Below are 18,055 nucleotides of genomic sequence, written 5' to 3' on the forward strand. Positions count from 1 at the left end.
TGGAGGGAATCTTATGAAATGGTTATATCGGTTTTTAATAGTAGTGGGCATTGTTTTGGTATTCAGTCCTGTTGCCGCAGAAACTTATACATACTATCAGCAGGGAATCCTTAATAGTAAGCTGATGGCTGATGCTGGGCAAGTTGATGAGGAGGATCCCACCGTTGTTTATCCCGAAGAATTAACAACGGTGGAAGGGTTTAGCGAAAATAGCAGGGAAGAACTTCAAGTGAGTAAACCGGTAAAAGAAGAACCAATAAATGCTCCATTTAAATTAACCATCCCTAAAATTAAGCTAGATGCCGTGGTGGTTGATGGGGTGGGCAAGCAGGATTTGCGTAAAGGGCCCGGTCTTTACCCTCAGGGCAGCCTGCCCGGTGCACCGGGAAATGTAGCAATAGCAGCTCACCGTACTACATATGGCGCTTGGTTTAACCACCTAGATCGACTTGGTTCCGGAGATGAGATTACTATTTCTCGGGAAGGCCGCGATATTATCTACCAGGTCGAGAAAGTATTTACTACTACCAAAGACGACTGGTCGGTAATTGAGCCAATGGGCTATAATACCTTAACGTTAACCACTTGCGATCCGCCGGGATCCGTAAAAAGACGTTTAATCGTCAGGGCTCGGCAGGAGGCAGAGGGTGATGGCGACTAGAGAGTACTAGGGACGTTATCTATTTCAATACTATAGTCAAAGGAAATATTTAATTTACCGCCTTTATAGCTGCCGCTTATAGGCAGATCACCGTAATTCTGAATAATATAGTAACCTGCGGATAAAGAGCCAAAACGGCTGTTGGTAGCAGTGCCTAGGGTCGGGTCGACAGGTATCCAGCCTTGTCCCGGTAGGTAGAATTCGGCCCATTGATGTCTTTGTTTTTCTAATCGGGACGAAGAGCTAGTATCAGCTAAAACTTTCGAGTAGTGGGCAAAACCGTTAACGATCCGGGCAGGAATACCTGCAGCCCGATTTAATGCTACGAACAGGGAGGCATATTCTACACAAGTGCCTTCGCCTTCTCTAAGGCCGGCAAGTGCGCCTTTGTCTGCTGAGGATGCGTTAAGGTTATATTGCAAAGAGTCTCTCGTATAATCATAGGCGGCTTTGGCAAATGTTAAAGTTTCACTGGTGGTTTTCGGTTTACTATCGCCATTCAGTGCATTTGCCACTTGGCGTATTTTATCAGAATCGCTTTCAATCTTTTCTTCCTGCTGTAAATAATTTTGCAGCTGCTTACCGGTACTTTGATTGATTTCTTCTTTTTTCTTTGATAAAGAGAAGGGTATTAATTTAATAATATATGTTTGTTTGATAGGAAATTTCTCTCCCGCAGCCAGGCGTTTAACTTGAAGCCTGGCTTTTTTGTTGCCTCTTGTGGTTATAGTCTCAGAAATAGGTTCGATTGAATAAATTCTTGACAGTACTTTCTGGTACGGTGAGTTGATTTGGGCCATAGTTGGGATGTTTAAAGAGATATCCCGCGCAGGCTCAGCGCCGGAATTTTCCACCCAAACAGTAACCGTCAGTGCATAGGTTTCAGTAGTATCTGCAGAATTATCGGTATTAGAAAAAGCCGTCCTCGTAGGAAATACTAAGATGATAAAAGCGAGTGAAAGCGTAAGCACACTTTTAAAAAATCTAGCATTATTCATTTGATTTCCTCTCCCCCATAGAGACCTTATACCAATAAGAAAGCCTGCCACAGCAAGGCGCCATAACAGACCCAAATCAACAATATTAGTCGTTGGCGGCCCGGCTGCCGTAACTCAAAATGAGTTTTAGACCCGTAGCTTTGCGTCCCTGTCTTTCGACAAGTTTGCCTTTATCGGACAAGCTTTGTCCATATTTTACCAATAAACTACTTATTTGTCTACAATTAAATAAAAAATTTATCAACTTAAATTTAGAAGGAAAAAATTCAAGGGGCATAGATTATTCTTTAACAGAATAACTTGTACAGGCGGTCCAAAAGTAATATGTCAGAAATTTCATTATTATCTTGACAATAATTGAAAGGGTTAATTATAATGGACACAGAATGAATCTTCATTCAGTAATAATGGGGGTGTTTACTTTGGAGGAAAAAAGAGGCGGGCAAAAGTATGATGCGATTTTGCAGGCCGCCGTAAAGGTCTTTGCCCAAAAAGGTTTTCACCGATCTCGAGTCAGTCAAATTGCTGAGCAAGCAGGTATCGGCGATGGTACGGTCTACCTTTATTTTCATAATAAGGAAGACATCTTAGTTTCACTTTTTCAAGAGCGCATGACTGATTTTGTTTACCATTTGAGGCGCCGTTTAGAGCATACCACAACGTTTTATGATACGTTAAAAATCTTGATTCATTATCATTTTGAAGTGATGGAGTTCAATCCCGATCAAGCAATAGTGACCCAATTTGAGCTGCGACAGCAAAATGCAGACATTAATGAAGGGATATCTCCATATTTACGCAAGTATTTTCGCATAATCGAGGAGGTGGTGGATAGAGGGAAGAAACAGGGGTTTGTGAAACAGGACATACCTACTGTGGTGGCCCGAAAAATGATTTTTGGCACCATCGACGAGGTAGTGACAGACTGGGTTAACTGTAATTGCACCGATTTTCTGAAAGAAATGACAGAAATTGTTTACCAGCTATTGATTTATGGCTTATTGGACAGCAAAGCAAGTGAGAGGGGAAACTTGTAAAGGAGGTTGAGATGAATATGCAGATTAAGAGTGCAGCGGTATTAGGAGCAGGCATAATGGGTAGTACCATAGCGGCGCACCTGGCGAATGTGGGTATTCCAACATATTTGCTGGATATCGTGCCCAGGGAACTGACAGAGAAAGAAAAGTCTCAGGGTCTTACTATGGAAAGTCCTGCCGTACGTAATCGCCTGGCAGCCGGTGGTAAACAGGCACTACTAAAGGCTAAGCCTGCACCGCTCTACAGTAAGACGGATGTTGAATTAATAAATGTGGGTAACTTTGAAGATGACTTAAAGGTTTTGGGTGAAGTTGATTGGATCATTGAGGTTGTAGTGGAAAATTTGGCTATCAAGAAAAAACTATTTGCCAGGGTTGATGAGTACCGCAAACCCGGTACTATCGTAAGTTCCAATACTTCCGGTATTTCTATCAATGCAATGATTGAGGATATGCCGCAGGAATTTAAAGAACATTTCCTCGGAACTCATTTCTTCAACCCACCGCGGTACATGAAGCTTTTAGAGATTATTCCTGCCAAGGAAACTAAGCAGGAAGTAGTAGACTTCATGATGCATTTTGGCGAGCGGGTACTCGGCAAAGGTGTTGTCTTGGCTAAGGACACCCCAAACTTTATTGCCAACCGCATCGGTACTTATGGCTTGATTGCTACCGCCAAGGAAATGCAAGAAAGAGGGCTGAGCATATCCCAGGTTGACGCAATCACCGGCCCGGCTATGGGTAGACCCAAGAGTGCGTCTTTCCGAACTTTAGACATGGTGGGTCTGGATACCTTTGTCCATGTGGCTAATAATGTGGTGGAAAACACGGACAGCGCGGAAGAAAAGGCAGCTTTTGACGTACCGAAATTTATGCTTGATATGGTGGATAAAAAGTGGTTGGGCGATAAGAGCGGTCAAGGGTTTTACCGTAAGGAAAGAACGCCTAAGGGTAAGCAAATTTTAGAAATTGATTACAACTCTATGGACTATAAGCCCAAGGAAAAGGCCGGGTTCGCTTCATTGGAAGCTGCTAAAGCCGCACCGGGAAGCAGTGTAGATAAGTTGAAGATGCTGATATACGGTAAAGATGAAGCAGCGAAGTTTGCTTGGGAGACCGCTAAGAAAGCGCTGCTTTACACTGCGGCTAAGATACCCGAGATCGCCGATGATATAGTCAGTATTGATAAAGCGATGAAGTGGGGCTTTAATTGGAAGATGGGACCATTCGAAACATGGGATGCCATTGGTGTTGAAAAGTCCGTAGAGCGAATGAAGCAGGATGGAGAGGATTTGCCGCCACTTGTTGAAAAACTCTTGGCAAAAGGGTATAAGTCCTTTTATAAGAAGGATGAAGGCAGGTTATATTATTTCGATTTAGAGAGCGGCGGCTATAAGCCAACTATCGAAAAGCCTGAAATCATCCAATTGAAAGAAATGAAAAAGGCAGATAAAGTTATCAAGGCTAATTCCGGTGCCAGCCTTATCGATATGGGCGACGGCGTTGCATGTCTTGAGTTCCATTCTCCTAATAACGCCATTGGTGCCGATATAGTGCAGATGATTAACTACGCTGTGGAAGAAGTGGAGAAGAACTATGAAGGGTTGGTAGTCGGTAATCAAGGCAAAAATTTCTGTGTCGGTGCAAACTTGATGCTTTTATTAATGGAAGCTCAGGATGACAATTGGGACGATATTAACTTCATTGTTAAAGGATTTCAGGACGCCTGTATGACATTGAAATATAGCCAAAAACCTGTGGTAGCGGCACCTTTCGCTATGACCTTAGGCGGCGGCTGTGAAGTAATGCTTGGAAGTCACCGGGTGAGAGCGGCTGCAGAAACTTATATTGGCCAAGTTGAGAGCGGCGTTGGTCTTATCCCCGGCGGCGGTGGCAACAAAGAGGTGCTTATACGCTACACCGAAGGAGTAACTGACCCCAAAGCGGACCTGCAGCCATATGTAAATAAAGCATTTGAAATGATTGCCATGAGTAAGGTTGCCACCAGTGCTAAGGAAGCTCAAGATATGAACCTGCTTCGGGACACTGATAAGATTACCGTAAATCAAGATTACCTGCTTTACGATGCCAAGCAGACCGTCCTCGCTATGGCTCAGGAAGGATTTGAACCGCTGCGTCCAAAGAAGCTGCGCGTGGTGGGCGAGACGGGTTATGCTGCTCTTAAGCTTGGTGCCTATACGATGAGAGAAGGCGGTTTCATCAGCGCACATGATGAAAAAATTGCCAACAAGATATCTTACGTCTTAACTGGCGGGTCCGTACCGGCTAATACATTGGTTACTGAACAATATCTGCTGGATCTCGAGCGGGAAGCATTCTTAAGTCTTTGCGGTGAGCCAAAATCTCAAGAGCGGATGATGCACATGTTGAAAACCGGGAAACCGTTGAGGAATTAAGGAGGGGAGAAGCTATGCAAGAAGCTGTAATAGTCTCAGGTGTTCGAACTGCAGTTGGCAGGGCCCCTCGGGGTACTTTAAAGAACTATCGCCCTGAGGATATGGGTGCACAGGTGATTAATGAAGCCATTAGCCGTGCACAGGGATTAAAACCTGAAGAAATTGATGACATAGTTGTTGGTTGTTCTTTCCCCGAAGGTGAACAGGGAATGAACATGGGTAGAATACTGGCCCTGCGGGCAGGTTTGCCGGAAACTGTACCCGGTTTTACCATAAATAGATTTTGCTCTTCCGGGCTTCAGTCCATTGCCATTGCCGCGGAAAAAATCATGGTAGGCTGGGCAGATGTTGTGATAGCCGGTGGTGTGGAGAGTATGAGTCAGGTGCCCATGGGTGGTAATAAAATTGCTCCTAATCCGTATTTAATGGAGCACTATCCTTCGGCATATTTAGGCATGGGTCTTACCGCAGAAAATGTGGCTCAGCGATACGACATCAGTCGAGAACAGCAGGACGAATTTGCAGTGAGAAGCCACCAAAGGGCGGCAGCGGCCATTAAAGAGGGGCGCTTTAAGGACGAAATACTGCCTTTGCAATTGCCGATAAAAGAGATGGTAGGAAATAAGGTGGTAGAAAAGACAATTACCTTTGACACCGATGAAGGGGTCCGGCCGAATACCAGCATGGAAATATTGGCTAAGCTGCGCCCGGCATTTCATGTAAAAGGCAGTGTCACAGCAGGTAACTCTTCTCAGACCAGTGATGCCGCAGCTGCACTGGTGGTCATGTCCAGGGAAAAAGCTGATAAACTGGGCTTAAAGCCTTTAGGCGTATTTCGTTCTTTTGCTGTGGGCGGAGTGCATCCTGATGAGATGGGCATTGGTCCAGTAGTTGCCATTCCTAAGGCGGTTAAATTGGCCGGCATTAACATCGAAGATGTTGATTTATTTGAACTGAACGAAGCGTTTGCATCACAGTCACTCTATGTAGTGCGCGAGCTTGGTATTGATATTGACAAGGTCAATGTCAACGGCGGTGCTATTGCCTTGGGTCACCCGTTAGGGTGCACCGGCAGCAAGCTGTCGGTAACCCTGCTCAATGAAATGCAGCGCAGAGATGCAAGGTATGGCGTTGTTACCATGTGTATCGGCGGCGGTATGGGTGCAGCCGGTGTCTTCGAAAGAATATAAACCAAAAAGGAGTTAAGAGGGAGGGGAATTAAATGTCTGGAGAGTTTGTCAAGGGCGGTAGTTTTATAATTGATGGGGCGAAACCCCAAGATGTATTTACCCCGGAGGATTTCACCGAAGAACATAAGATGATTGCCGAAACCGCCGCCAGTTTTGTGGCGGGCGAGGTGGAACCGAATCTGGATGATTTAGAAGCACAAAAAGAAGGCTTGATGCCGGAATTATTACGCAAGGCTGCGGAATTGGGTCTTTTAGGTGCTGATGTGCCCGAGGATTTCGGTGGGATGGAGCTTGATAAAATCAGTTCCATGCTTATTACTGAAAACCTTGTTCGTGGTGGCTCCTTCAGTTTGGGTCACGGTGCCCACACAGGTATCGGCAGCTTGCCAATCGTCTTTTTCGGCAATCGTGCCCAAAAAGAGAAATACCTTCCGGCATTGGCCAGCGGCGAGAAGTTTGCTGCATACGCCCTTACGGAGCCGGGCGCCGGTAGTGATGCTTTGTCTGCTAAGAGTAAGGCTGTTCTCTCTGAAGACGGCAAGTATTATATCTTAAACGGTGCTAAACAGTTTATTACTAATGCTGGTTTTGCCGATGTCTTTGTTACTTATGCTAAGATTGACGGTGAGAAGTTTACTTCATTTATTGTCGATGCTGACAGCGAAGGCCTTTCCTTGGGTGTTGAAGAAAAAAAGCTGGGCATCAAGGGTTCATCCACTCGTAGTGTAATCTTTGAGGACGTCAAGGTGCCGGTGGAGAATGTACTTTACGGAATCGGTAAAGGCCATGTAGTTGCTTTTAATATTTTAAACATTGGCCGCTACAAACTGGCCCTGGGCTGCATCGGCTCTTCCAAGATTGCCTTAGAATACGCTGTAAAGTATGCTAATGAGCGTAAGCAGTTTAACGTACCTATATCATCGTTTGGCTTGATTAAGGAAAAAATCGGGATGATGGCCGCAAAGATTTATGCATCTGAAAGTATGGCTTATCGCAGCGGCGGTCTTATTGATGACATACTTCACGGTATTGATATGAACGCTGACGATGCCGGGCTGAAGGCCGCGGAAGGCATTTCCGAGTACGCCATTGAGTGTTCTATTAATAAGATTCACGGTTCTGAGGTGTTAGATTTCTGTAGTGATGAAACACTTCAGATATACGGCGGCTATGGTTATACTCAAGAATATCCGGCGGAGCGCTTCTATCGTGACTCTCGTATCAATCGGATTTTTGAAGGTACTAACGAAATCAATCGGTTGATTATTCCCGGAACTTTATTAAGAAAAGCCATGAAGGGTGAGCTGCCGCTCTTGGCCGCAGCTCAAAAGCTGATGGGGGAACTGATGACACCCAGCATGCCGGTAGAAGATGGCTCCTATTTAGGAGAACAAAAGCAAATCGTCGAAAAGGCAAAGAAGATGGTGCTGATGGTAGCGGGAACCGCTGCACAAAAGTATGGTGATAAGCTGCAGCACCAGCAGGAAATTCTCGGCCGGGCCGCAGATATGATTGTAGAAGTATTTGCGATGGAAAGTGCCCTGCTTCGTACATTAAAAGCTTATGAAAAAGACGGAGAGGAAGCTACTGCCGCCAAGAAAGCACTGACAGAAGCTTATATCAACGATGCCATTGGCAAGATGGAACTGTGGGCCAAGGAGGCTTTGGCCGCAGTGGAAGATGGCGATATGCTGCGTACTCAGCTTGCCGCCCTAAGAAAACTTTCCCGCTACACGCCGATAAACAGTGTAAAAGTCAAGCGGGAAGTTGCCGATAGGGTAATTAAAGCAGAGAAATATATAGTATAATCTCAGAGGGCCCTTCGGGGTCCTTTTTTTGATCGAACGTAATTATATTTCGTGACGGTTTTTTTATAATTTTTGTGTCAATTACAAAACATAAAGATAACCTTTGCTAGCAAGGTGGTGAGATTTTGAATATTGGACCTCAGGTAAAATGCCAGGTAAACACCTGCGTTCACTGGATTAAAGATTTATGTGCGGCCGGAAATATCGATATTTTGTATGAAGAAGAGGGAAAAATGGCCCAGCAACAGGAGCAGACCGAGTGTAAAACATTTTATAAAAAGCGCGGCTTGGCTAATTTCATCGGTGGTATGGATAACGTAAATTGGCTGGGCATGGCCAAGGAATATGTAATGCCCGGGCAGCAGATGAGCCCTTCCGTTACTTGTATAGTAAGCAGCTGTAAATATTGGGCTCAGGGAGACCTATGTAATGCCCAAGAGATTGATATCACAGGTATTGATGCCAGAGAATGTCAAGATACCGACTGCAGCACCTTCGTGGACCGTTAGTGGGAAAATATTCCTAGAATAGCTCATTTCTTTGGAGGAACTATATAATAGAAGTTAAAAAAAATGGAGGTGAATCCTTTTGTTTAGGCATGACAAAAAATTACTACATGAGGTTCGGGTAGATAAGCCCAACCCGCATTATGGCGCCCTGCTTCAGGAACAATTGGGTGGAGCTAACGGAGAGATTAAGGCAGGTATGCAATACTTCACTCAAAGTTTCCGTTGCCAGGACAAAAGAATTAAAGATTTGATGTTGGATATTGCTTCAGAGGAATTTGGCCATGCGGAAATGGTAGCCACGATGATTACCATGCTTAATGGGCATGATGTCAATCCTCAAGAAACCGCTATGACACACCAACAGCAGCCCCATGGGAATGTGGAGGCGGCAGTACTCGGAGGGCTAGGCCCATCACTGACCAATGCTTCCGGCTCACCCTTTACCGGGAACTTTATTAATTCAACCGGTGACTTGGTGGCTGATTTACTTTCTGATATGGCAGCAGAGCAGAGAGCGAAGGTGGTTTATGAATATCTTTACCGTCAGATTCACGACAAGGGCGTGCGTTATACCATCGATTTTCTATTGAATAGAGAGGAAGCACATAACGCCTTATTTAGAGAAGCTTTGGAAATTGTGCGGGATACCGGCTCGAATCAGGACTTTGGTACAACAAAAGATGCTCAAATGTATTTTGACCTATCACAACCGGGACGATATTTCCGTAACCCTAATCAAAACCCACAGCAAATAAACGATCATTAAACAATTTAGCAAACAATTTAGCCCGCAGAGTCTGCGGGCTAAAAAATTAGGCCAGCGACAACTGGCCATTTTTTCGTATTTAAATTTTTAGTCGCCACCAGAAATACCCTGCATGGAGTGCAGGCCGAACTTTTCGAAATCATCTCGTAAATAATTAATTGCCTTGGCCGTGACACCGAATTCTTGGGCAATTTCCTGATCAGATTTGTTTTGCTTAAAGCCATCAATTAGTTGGTCTACATCCACGCCAATTTCTTCAGCTTTTTCTTTTAAACTTGGTTGTAAATCCCAAGGTGGGCCTAAGGTACTGAAGTCATCACTGGGATGGCGGTTACCCTCAGACCCGGCAGTTACGTCACCTTCTTTTTCAGACTTGCCGTCCAGGTTAACTCGGGTCGCTGAACCGAGATGTTCCGATACAAATTCCGCTTCATATTCCTTATTCTTATTTTTTTCGGTCATATTGTTGGCCTCCCTTTTTTCTTTTTGTTAAAGACTTCATAATCATCAGGATTTTTATTACTGGCAGCGTTCATCTCGGCAGCTGATAGTTCTTTCTTTTTTTCCTCTTTCAATTTAAGTAACCTCCTTTAAAGAGATACAGGGTCAATGAAAACCTTTTCATCATAACCGCAGCTGGGGCAAGCCGCGATATGGACGCATTGATTACTAACAATTTGTTCCAGGTATGGACTGTAAGGGCCGGCATAATTAGAAAGAGAGCCAGTATCCTCTAGTTGCTGGTGGCAGTAGGTGCAGTGTCGGTCTATGCTAATTAAACCGTTACACAGCGGACATTGTTTCGTCATAAGTATGCCCCCAATTTGCTTTAGTCTTAGGTTTTGTTTCTTACATAAATCAATACGATGAAATAATTACCTGCAGTGATTTTTTTATATGTTAAATGGCCCAAAGGCGTCTGAGTTCTCAAAAGCAGATTAGGATGTATAAATTAAAAAAATAGTTGATTAGCATCTGGTAATGAGATATAATAAATGCAATTAAATATCGAGAGGGGTGAGACGAGTAGAGTTGAGTTGAGAATAGCTGAGGTGTTTTTTCTTATTTTCAGACATTTTTAGTAGGTGAGTTAAGGAGAGGAGAGATAAGTAATGAGTTTAAGAGAGTCTATTCAGGTGTCCTTATTGTTAGGTATAGGTGCTTTGCTGCATCTAATCACTCCCCAGATTTTGCCGGGGATGAAGCCGGACCCATCACTTGCGATGCTATTTGTGGTGGTTATGCTCCACCGCAATATTCGTCCAATTATTTTAGCCGGTATGGTAGCGGCATTGCTGGCAGCTCTTACCGGTACTCCCGGAATGCAGGTTGCCAATTTAATTGATAAGTTTTCTACTACACTGATAGTTTATCTGGTTCTAGTAAAACCGATGTACGGTAAAATTAATGACAAGGTGCTGGCCGGCATTTGCGGTCTTTTTGGTACTATGATCAGCGGCGGTATCTTTTTAACAGCCGCTATCTTTGTTTTAGGTTTGGAGATGAACTTTACTGCCTTGTATGCAACCATTGTCCTGCCCACAGCAATTATCAATACTGTGGTTACAGTAGTACTTTACCCGCTGGTGGTCTTCAGTAAGAATGTGGTTGAAAAGACAAGTGTCTATAAAAGCTATAATCGTAAAGCGTAAAATGATAACAGGCAATAACAGGGCGAGGCCGAAAGGTTTCGCTTTTTTTGTTTTCAGCCCGCCCATGCCTCTGGTGTGGGGAAGGATGGATATGGAAAAAGAGGAAATTTGCCTAATAAGCGCGAAGTAAAATGATAGAGTTGGGCCGGTTTATAATGCCTAAGGTAACTAACTGTGCTTGGCTCGCCTGGCATGGTAAAACGACATAATACTTCAAGGGGGTCAGGAAAATTTGTTAAGAAAAAGCAAATTATTATTTGTTGTTGCATTGACATTGGTGGTAGTATTTGCATTGGCTGGCTGCGGCGCTCCGAAGAATGAAGGCAAGGGTAGCGATAACGCGGGTAAAGAAGAAGTAAAACAGAAGATCACCTATAATTTAGGCAGCGAACCCGAAACGCTAGACCCGGGTAAAGTAACCGGTAATCCTGATATGACCGCTATTAATGCAATGATGGAGGGTTTGACCCGTTATAATATGGACGGTGAATTAGAGCCGGCTATGGCCAAAGATTGGGACATTTCTCCCGATGGCACAGTTTACACTTTTAAAATCAGGGAAGATGCCAAGTGGAGCAATGGAGACCCGGTAACGGCTGAAGATTTTGAATTTGCATGGCGCCAGATTCTTGACCCTGAATTTGCTGCTGACTATGCCTATGAATTATATTACTTGAAAAACGCTGCTGCTTATAACGATTTCGAAGATACTTCCGTGACCAGTCCGGACCAAATAGGTGTTGAGGCAGTAGATGCGAAGACCCTAGAAGTAACCTTGGCAGCGCCGGCACCACAATTTCTAGGATTGACTGCATTCCCGGCATATTTCCCGGTGCATAAGGCAACTGCGACAGCTAATCCCGATTGGCATGCAGAGCCTGAGACTTATGTGAACAATGGCCCCTTTAAGATGACTGTGTGGGAGCATGACCAAAAGATTGTTTTTGAGAAAAATGAAACCTACTGGGATAAGGATAGTGTGAGACTGGATGAATTGGTGATGACTCTGGTGTCTTCAGAGTCTACGGAGTTGGCGATGTTTGAAACCGGAGATATTGATGTCGGTGACAATCCGCCTAATGAAGAAATGGACAGGTTAAAAGCAGATGCTAATTACGGATTAACAATCGGTGGGGACCTGTCTACATACTACTATGTCTTTAATACAACTGCTAAGCCTTTTGATGATGTACGGGTAAGAAAGGCGCTGACTATGGCTATCGATCGTGAAGCAATTGTGGAGAACATTGCCAAAGCAGGTCAAATTCCGGCTTTTGCTTATGTTCCTTTTGGTTTAGACGATGCTGATAAGTCTAAAGACTTCCGGGAAGAAGGCGGTAACGACTATTTTGCAGAAAACTTGGAAAAAGCCCAGGAACTTTTAGCTGAAGCAGGCTACCCCAATGGCGAAGGGTTCCCCGAATTCGAAATCTTGAACACTGACAGGGAATTATACTTAAATATTGCTCAAGCAATTCAAGAAATGTGGAAGCAGAATCTTGGCATTGAGGGTGTAAAAGTCATATCCCAGGAATGGGGTTCCTACCTGAAGGCCCGTGCCGAACTGGATTATCTAGTAGCTGCTGCCGGATGGGGTGCTGATTATGCTGACCCGATGACATTTTTAGATATGTATATTAAGGACGGCGGTAATAATGACACCGGCTGGAGTGACGAGCGCTATGACCAGTCGATTGCCAAAGCTAACAGTACTAATGACCAGGCAGTAAGAATGCAGGCCATGCATGAAGCAGAAGATATTTTGATGGAAGCTATGCCGCTTATGCCCATATATTTCTACACTAACCCATATATAATGAAGGATTACGTAAAGGATGTAGTAGTGCCCGATTTTGGCCCTAATATGGACTTCAAATGGGCGTATGTTGAGAAGTAATAAATTTTAGAATGGCATTAAGCAAAGAATTGCTGTTATGGGTATGGGGTGTATGTGGTCTTTTGGGCTGCATATACCTCAATTTTTATAAGGCAGGTAGTGGAGAAACGTTTTAGGGAGTGAATGGAACGTGAGTTATCTGATGAGAAAGTTTAGTTCAGCTTTAGTTGCTGTGCTGGTTATCATTACCGTCACGTTTTTCCTAATGCATTCTATTCCCGGTGGACCGTTTGACTCCGAAAGGAAGCTGCCTAACACCATTATGAAGAATATTAATGCACGGTATCATCTAGATGACCCTCTATGGGTGCAGTACACAGATTATTTGCAGAATATCGTAAAAGGAGATTTAGGGCCTTCGTTTAGGTACGAGACCAGAACTGTAAATGACATTATTCGTGACGGATTTCCGGTGTCAGCGGCCATAGGGGCTATAGTGATACTGTTGGCCCTCGGCATTGGCATATTGCTGGGGGTTATTGCTGCCTTAAATCATAATAAATGGCAGGATTACGGTGCTATGCTAATAGCGACTATTGGTGTATCAGTGCCTAGTTTTATCGTTGCCGGTTTGGCGATGTATGTCTTTGCGGAGAAACTGCGTTGGTTTCCTCCGGCGTTGTGGGAAGGGCCTGAGTCTATGGTGCTTCCGGTGATTGCCCTTGCCGGATTACCTACGGCGGTAATCGCTCGTTTGATGCGTTCTAGTATGCTGGAGGTATTAAACCAGGATTATATTAAAACTGCCAGAGCCAAGGGTTTGGCAACCCGGGTGATAGTTTATCGTCATGCGTTGAGAAACGCAATATTACCGGTTGTTACCTATCTGGGACCCGCTGTTGCCGGAATTGTTACCGGCAGTTTTATAGTAGAAAATATTTTCGCTATACCAGGTTTGGGCAAATGGTTCGTCATGAGTATCAGTAATAGGGATTATCCGGTGATATTAGGGGTAACCATTTTCTACAGCACACTGCTGATTTTTATGAACATGATAGTGGATATTGCTTATGCTGTGATTGACCCCCGCATTAAACTGTCGGATAGAAAGGGTGAGTAGGATGACACAAAAAAGCATTTCCGCAGAGTTATTTCAACCCGTAAAGAGCAGTACGGGTGATGCTGAAGTGATTGTTCGGCCGAGTGTGTCCTACCGGGCAGATGCGTGGCAGCGGTTAAAACAGAATAAGGCGGCGATAGCAGGGTTAATCATTATCTTATTATTAATAACGATGGCCATAATAGGGCCGCATTTGAACAAATGGTCTTATTCTGAACAGGTATTAGCCAATGCCAATGAAGCGCCCAGCAGTGAATACTGGTTTGGGACTGATTCTTTAGGCAGAGACCTTTTTACCCGGGTTTGGTATGGTGCCAGGATATCTTTGATGATTGGTTTTATTACCAGTGTTAGCAGTATTCTGGTGGGGACTATCTACGGCAGTATTTCCGGTTACTTCGGCGGTCGGGTGGACGATATCATGATGCGAATTGTGGAGATATTTTATGGTGTCCCTTTTTTGTTGTACGTAATTTTATTAATGTTAATCATGGAGCCGGGCTTAAAGACTATTATCATTGCTTTGGGGGCGGTTTACTGGATGGGCACGGCCAGGATAGTGCGCGGTCAGGTGCTCAAGCTTAAACAAGAGGAATTCGTGCTGGCTGCGAAAACCTTGGGTGGCAGTGCCGCTAGAATTATTTTGAGACACCTAATTCCAAATAGCATGGGTCCGATTATCGTCATGATGACACTTACCATTCCAGAAGCCATCTTCACCGAAGCTTTTTTGAGCTTCTTGGGATTGGGCGTCGGTGTACCTAAGGCCAGTTGGGGCTATTTGGCCAACGATGGCATTCAAGCTATCAGGTCATTTCCTTGGCAGCTGCTTTTCCCGGCATTTTTTATCAGTTTAACCATGCTGGCATTTAACTTGCTTGGAGATGGACTACGTGACGTTTCTGACCCACGCATGCGTAAGTAACAGGAGGTGAAGTTGATGGACCCAGGACAGCTTCTCAAAATAGATGATTTGAAAGTATCATTCTTCACCCATGCAGGTGAGGTAAAAGCGGTACGCGGCGTTAATCTGCATCTTAATAAAGGGGATACGCTGGGTATTGTAGGAGAATCCGGCTGCGGTAAGAGTGTTACTGCGCAATCAATTATGAAGTTAATCCCTTCACCTCCGGGTAGGATTGTCTGTGGCTCCATCAACTTTGCTGGTGTTGAGATAGCCACCAAGACTGAACGGGCCATGCAAAAAATTCGGGGTAACGATATCAGTATGATTTTTCAAGATCCCATGACATCTTTAAACCCAACCATGGGCATCGGCAGACAAATTGTTGAGGGACTTCAACTGCATCAAAAAATGAACGCGGATAAAGCACGTAAGAGAACTTTGGAACTACTGGGCTTGGTTGGTATCCCCAATCCGGAAAAGTGCATCACTCAATACCCCTACCAATTAAGCGGCGGCATGCGACAGCGGGTCATGATTGCCATTGCCTTGGCGTGTGAACCGAAGCTTTTGATCGCGGATGAGCCGACCACGGCGCTGGATGTTACCATCCAAGCACAGATATTGGATTTGATGAAGGATTTACAAAAGAAACTAGATACGGCAATTGTCCTCATTACCCATGATTTAGGAGTTGTGGCAGAGGTCTGTGACCGGGTGCTGGTTATGTATGCCGGGAAGGTGGTAGAAGAAGGAAATATCCGTGATATTTTCTATCACTCCCAGCACCCCTACAGTTGGGGACTGCTCAAGTCGGTACCGCGGATGGATAACGAGGCCAAATCCAACTTGGTGCCTATTAATGGTCAGCCGCCGGATTTAATCAGCCCGCCCAAGGGTTGTGCCTTTAGTCCCCGGTGTGAGAAGGCAATGCAGGTATGTCAGCAGCATCAGCCGGAAATGTTTAATATTCGGGACGGCCATTCTGCGGCTTGTTGGTTGTTAGACCCTAGAGCCAAAGGGGTGGTATCATGACCGAAGCACTAATTAAAGTAAGAAATCTTAAAAAGTACTTTCCGGTGTCTAAGGGAATGTTGGCGCCAAAAAGCTATTTGAGAGCCGTTGACGGGGTTTCCTTTAATATAGTGAAGGGAGAGACTCTAGGGCTGGTAGGCGAGAGTGGATGCGGTAAAACTACAGTGGGCCGGACTATTATCAGATTATATCAGCCTACCGACGGCAAAGTGCTTTATAAAGGGAAAAATATTTTCGACATGAAGGGCAAAGAAGCGGCAAGTCTTAACCGCAGTATGCAGATGATTTTTCAGGACCCCTATGCTGCTCTTAACCCCAGGATGACCGTTAGTGATATTATTGGTGAGGCTTTGGATATTCACAAATTGGCTCAAGGCAAAGAGCGTACCAAACGCATACATCATTTATTGGAAATGGTGGGGTTAAACCGCGAACATGCTTCCAGATTTCCGCATGAATTTAGCGGCGGGCAGAGGCAGCGTATTGGTATCGCCCGGGCGCTCGCTGTGGAACCGAAATTTATCATTTGTGACGAGCCCATTTCTGGGTTGGATGTATCAATTCAGGCCCAGGTGGTGAATCTGCTTGAAAAACTACAGCAGGAGCTGGGATTGACATATCTTTTCATTGCCCACGACCTGGCAATGGTCAAGCACATCAGCAGCAGAGTAGCAGTAATGTATTTGGGGCGAATGATAGAATTGGCGGCAAACGATGAACTGTATAGTAATCCACTGCACCCTTATACTAAGGCCTTATTATCCGCTATACCCATTCCCGACCCCGACAGGGCGGCAGCCAAGCAGAGACAGCGGCTGGCAGGGGAAATGACCAGTGTCATTTCCCCTGCGTCAGGATGCAGCTTTGTCAATCGCTGTCCGATCGCTAAAGACATCTGTAAAAACAAAACGCCGGCCCTTAAGGATGCCGGCGGCGGTCACCTAGTGGCTTGTCATTTCCCGGGTAACCTTCTTCTTCGGTGAGGCGGTTTCGCAGCTCTTCCGCTTCTTTTGTATCCGCCGGATTAAGACTCATGGCCAATCTAAACCGGTCTAATGCTAAATGTGCGGAAGACTTCATATTGGGGTTGATGCTTCCCGCGCGTGCCATTAATTCTTCTGCCAACTCTTCATTTTCATCGCGTTTATCTCGTTTATTATCCATAAGATGACCTCCTAAATTTTATTCACTTTTTCTAATTTGATTTATTTGTTTATTTTGTGCCTAATTCTGATATAATATTTCATGAATTGTGTAAGAAATATTTGGAGGGATGAATCATGAAAGGACTCTGGTTTACCGAAAGGCAAAACCCAGGGCTTGAGATATCTTGTTTAACTAAAAAAACTCTGCACTGGGAGAAAACAGACTATCAGGAGTTGGCAGTAATTGATACTGAGACATTTGGCAGGATGCTGCTGCTGGATGGGGTCATTCAAACAACTATTGAGGACGAATTTGTCTATCACGAAATGATTTCCATGGTCGCTTTAAATACCCATCCTAATCCCGAAAAAGTGCTGGTAATTGGTGGCGGCGACGGCGGCACCATTAGAGAAATTGCCAAGCATCCTAAGGTAAAAGAAGCGGTGCTGGTGGAGATAGACGGTCAGGTAGTGGAAACAGCAAAAAAATATTTACCGGAGATATCCGTTGGCTTAGATAATCCTAAAGTCAGAGTAATCATTGACGACGGTATTAAACACGTGCAGGACAATGAAAATACATATGATGTAATCATTGTGGATTCAACTGACCCGGTGGGGCCGGCAGTTGGGCTGTTTTCCGGTGAATTCTATCGCCAGATACATAAAGCACTGACACCGGATGGAATTTTTGTAGCGCAAACAGAATCTCCCTTTTTTAATAAGGACCTTATTAAAGGAATCCAAAAGGACCTAGCGGACATTTTTGCTATAAATAAACTAATATTGGCAAATGTACCTACTTACCCAGGGGGATTGTGGACTTTTTCTCTGGGCAGCAAGAAATATGATCCAGAGAAAGTGGAAAGGGAGAGTATTGCCGAGCTTGATACCAAATACTATTCCCGGGATGTTCACTTTAGTGCCCTGGTACTGCCGCCTTTTGTCAAGGAATTGATGCCATAGGAGGTTAGTT

General features: G+C 44.6%; 18 protein-coding genes and 1 riboswitch. Of the genes, 14 read left to right on the plus strand and 4 right to left on the minus strand.

Going from position 1 to position 18,055, the window contains the following annotated elements:
- Window positions 1-13: 13 nt before the first annotated feature.
- Window positions 14-661, plus strand: coding sequence for a sortase (locus MFMK1_RS07760; protein ID WP_366924549.1), 648 nt, complete (start codon window positions 14-16; stop codon window positions 659-661).
- Here MFMK1_RS07760 and MFMK1_RS07765 read toward each other — a convergent pair.
- Complete coding sequence (locus tag MFMK1_RS07765) at window positions 658-1,659, minus strand: transglutaminase-like domain-containing protein (protein WP_366924550.1); 1,002 nt, start codon at window positions 1,657-1,659, stop codon at window positions 658-660. The genes MFMK1_RS07760 and MFMK1_RS07765 overlap by 4 nt on opposite strands.
- Window positions 1,660-1,750: 91 nt before the next feature.
- Window positions 1,751-1,838: riboswitch (cyclic di-GMP riboswitch) on the minus strand.
- A 243-nt stretch (window positions 1,839-2,081) separates the two neighbouring features.
- On the opposite strand from MFMK1_RS07765, the gene fadR reads away from it, so the two are divergent.
- The 6 genes from fadR (at window position 2,082) to MFMK1_RS07795 (ending at window position 9,386) form a co-directional block, all read left to right on the plus strand.
- Complete coding sequence (gene fadR, locus MFMK1_RS07770; RefSeq protein ID WP_366924551.1) at window positions 2,082-2,696, plus strand: fatty acid metabolism transcriptional regulator FadR; 615 nt, start codon at window positions 2,082-2,084, stop codon at window positions 2,694-2,696.
- An 11-nt stretch (window positions 2,697-2,707) separates the two neighbouring features.
- On the plus strand, window positions 2,708-5,113 hold the full coding sequence (locus MFMK1_RS07775) for a 3-hydroxyacyl-CoA dehydrogenase/enoyl-CoA hydratase family protein (protein ID WP_366924552.1): 2,406 nt from the start codon (window positions 2,708-2,710) through the stop codon (window positions 5,111-5,113).
- 14 nt (window positions 5,114-5,127) lie between these two features.
- Window positions 5,128-6,303, plus strand: coding sequence for an acetyl-CoA C-acyltransferase (locus MFMK1_RS07780; protein WP_366924553.1), 1,176 nt, complete (start codon window positions 5,128-5,130; stop codon window positions 6,301-6,303).
- A gap of 32 nt (window positions 6,304-6,335) precedes the next feature.
- Window positions 6,336-8,111: an acyl-CoA dehydrogenase family protein gene (locus MFMK1_RS07785; protein ID WP_366924554.1), complete on the plus strand. Its 1,776-nt coding sequence runs from the start codon at window positions 6,336-6,338 to the stop codon at window positions 8,109-8,111.
- A gap of 125 nt (window positions 8,112-8,236) precedes the next feature.
- Complete coding sequence (locus tag MFMK1_RS07790) at window positions 8,237-8,620, plus strand: DUF1540 domain-containing protein (RefSeq protein ID WP_366924555.1); 384 nt, start codon at window positions 8,237-8,239, stop codon at window positions 8,618-8,620.
- A 79-nt stretch (window positions 8,621-8,699) separates the two neighbouring features.
- Window positions 8,700-9,386, plus strand: coding sequence for a manganese catalase family protein (locus MFMK1_RS07795; RefSeq protein ID WP_366924556.1), 687 nt, complete (start codon window positions 8,700-8,702; stop codon window positions 9,384-9,386).
- Window positions 9,387-9,473: 87 nt separating this feature from the next.
- On the opposite strand, the gene MFMK1_RS07800 is transcribed toward MFMK1_RS07795, so the two are convergent.
- Both MFMK1_RS07800 and MFMK1_RS07805 read right to left on the minus strand, forming a co-directional pair.
- Entirely contained in the window at window positions 9,474-9,848 is a 375-nt protein-coding gene (locus tag MFMK1_RS07800) for a hypothetical protein (protein ID WP_366924557.1), read from the minus strand.
- A 128-nt stretch (window positions 9,849-9,976) separates the two neighbouring features.
- Entirely contained in the window at window positions 9,977-10,195 is a 219-nt protein-coding gene (locus MFMK1_RS07805) for a hypothetical protein (RefSeq protein WP_366924558.1), read from the minus strand.
- A 303-nt stretch (window positions 10,196-10,498) separates the two neighbouring features.
- On the opposite strand from MFMK1_RS07805, the gene MFMK1_RS07810 reads away from it, so the two are divergent.
- From MFMK1_RS07810 to MFMK1_RS07835, 6 genes are all read left to right on the plus strand, one after another.
- Window positions 10,499-11,038, plus strand: coding sequence for a tryptophan transporter (locus MFMK1_RS07810; protein WP_366924559.1), 540 nt, complete (start codon window positions 10,499-10,501; stop codon window positions 11,036-11,038).
- Between the two features lie 232 nt (window positions 11,039-11,270).
- Window positions 11,271-12,935: a peptide ABC transporter substrate-binding protein gene (locus tag MFMK1_RS07815; RefSeq protein WP_366924560.1), complete on the plus strand. Its 1,665-nt coding sequence runs from the start codon at window positions 11,271-11,273 to the stop codon at window positions 12,933-12,935.
- Between the two features lie 142 nt (window positions 12,936-13,077).
- The gene (locus MFMK1_RS07820; RefSeq protein WP_366924903.1) at window positions 13,078-13,995 is read left to right on the plus strand and encodes an ABC transporter permease; all 918 of its coding nucleotides are present in this window, start codon (window positions 13,078-13,080) and stop codon (window positions 13,993-13,995) included.
- Window position 13,996: 1 nt separating this feature from the next.
- Window positions 13,997-14,920 carry an ABC transporter permease gene (locus tag MFMK1_RS07825; protein ID WP_366924561.1) on the plus strand — a complete coding sequence of 308 codons (924 nt, stop codon included), beginning with the start codon at window positions 13,997-13,999 and terminating at the stop codon, window positions 14,918-14,920.
- A gap of 15 nt (window positions 14,921-14,935) precedes the next feature.
- Window positions 14,936-15,934 (plus strand): ABC transporter ATP-binding protein, encoded by a 999-nt coding sequence (locus MFMK1_RS07830; RefSeq protein WP_366924562.1) that lies wholly within the window; start codon window positions 14,936-14,938, stop codon window positions 15,932-15,934.
- The gene (locus MFMK1_RS07835; RefSeq protein WP_366924563.1) at window positions 15,931-16,917 is read left to right on the plus strand and encodes an ABC transporter ATP-binding protein; all 987 of its coding nucleotides are present in this window, start codon (window positions 15,931-15,933) and stop codon (window positions 16,915-16,917) included. Before MFMK1_RS07830 ends, MFMK1_RS07835 begins: the two co-directional genes overlap by 4 nt.
- On the opposite strand, the gene MFMK1_RS07840 is transcribed toward MFMK1_RS07835, so the two are convergent.
- A complete protein-coding gene (locus tag MFMK1_RS07840) occupies window positions 16,853-17,098 on the minus strand; it encodes a hypothetical protein (RefSeq protein ID WP_366924564.1) in 246 nt (81 codons plus the stop codon). The two genes, MFMK1_RS07835 and MFMK1_RS07840, sit on opposite strands and share 65 nt — an antisense overlap.
- 116 nt (window positions 17,099-17,214) lie before the next feature.
- On the opposite strand from MFMK1_RS07840, the gene speE reads away from it, so the two are divergent.
- Window positions 17,215-18,045 carry a polyamine aminopropyltransferase gene (speE, locus tag MFMK1_RS07845; RefSeq protein WP_366924565.1) on the plus strand — a complete coding sequence of 277 codons (831 nt, stop codon included), beginning with the start codon at window positions 17,215-17,217 and terminating at the stop codon, window positions 18,043-18,045.
- The last annotated feature ends 10 nt before the right edge of the window (window positions 18,046-18,055 follow it).

The organism is Metallumcola ferriviriculae (assembly GCF_035573695.1).
Taxonomy (GTDB): domain Bacteria; phylum Bacillota; class JADQBR01; order JADQBR01; family JADQBR01; genus Metallumcola; species Metallumcola ferriviriculae.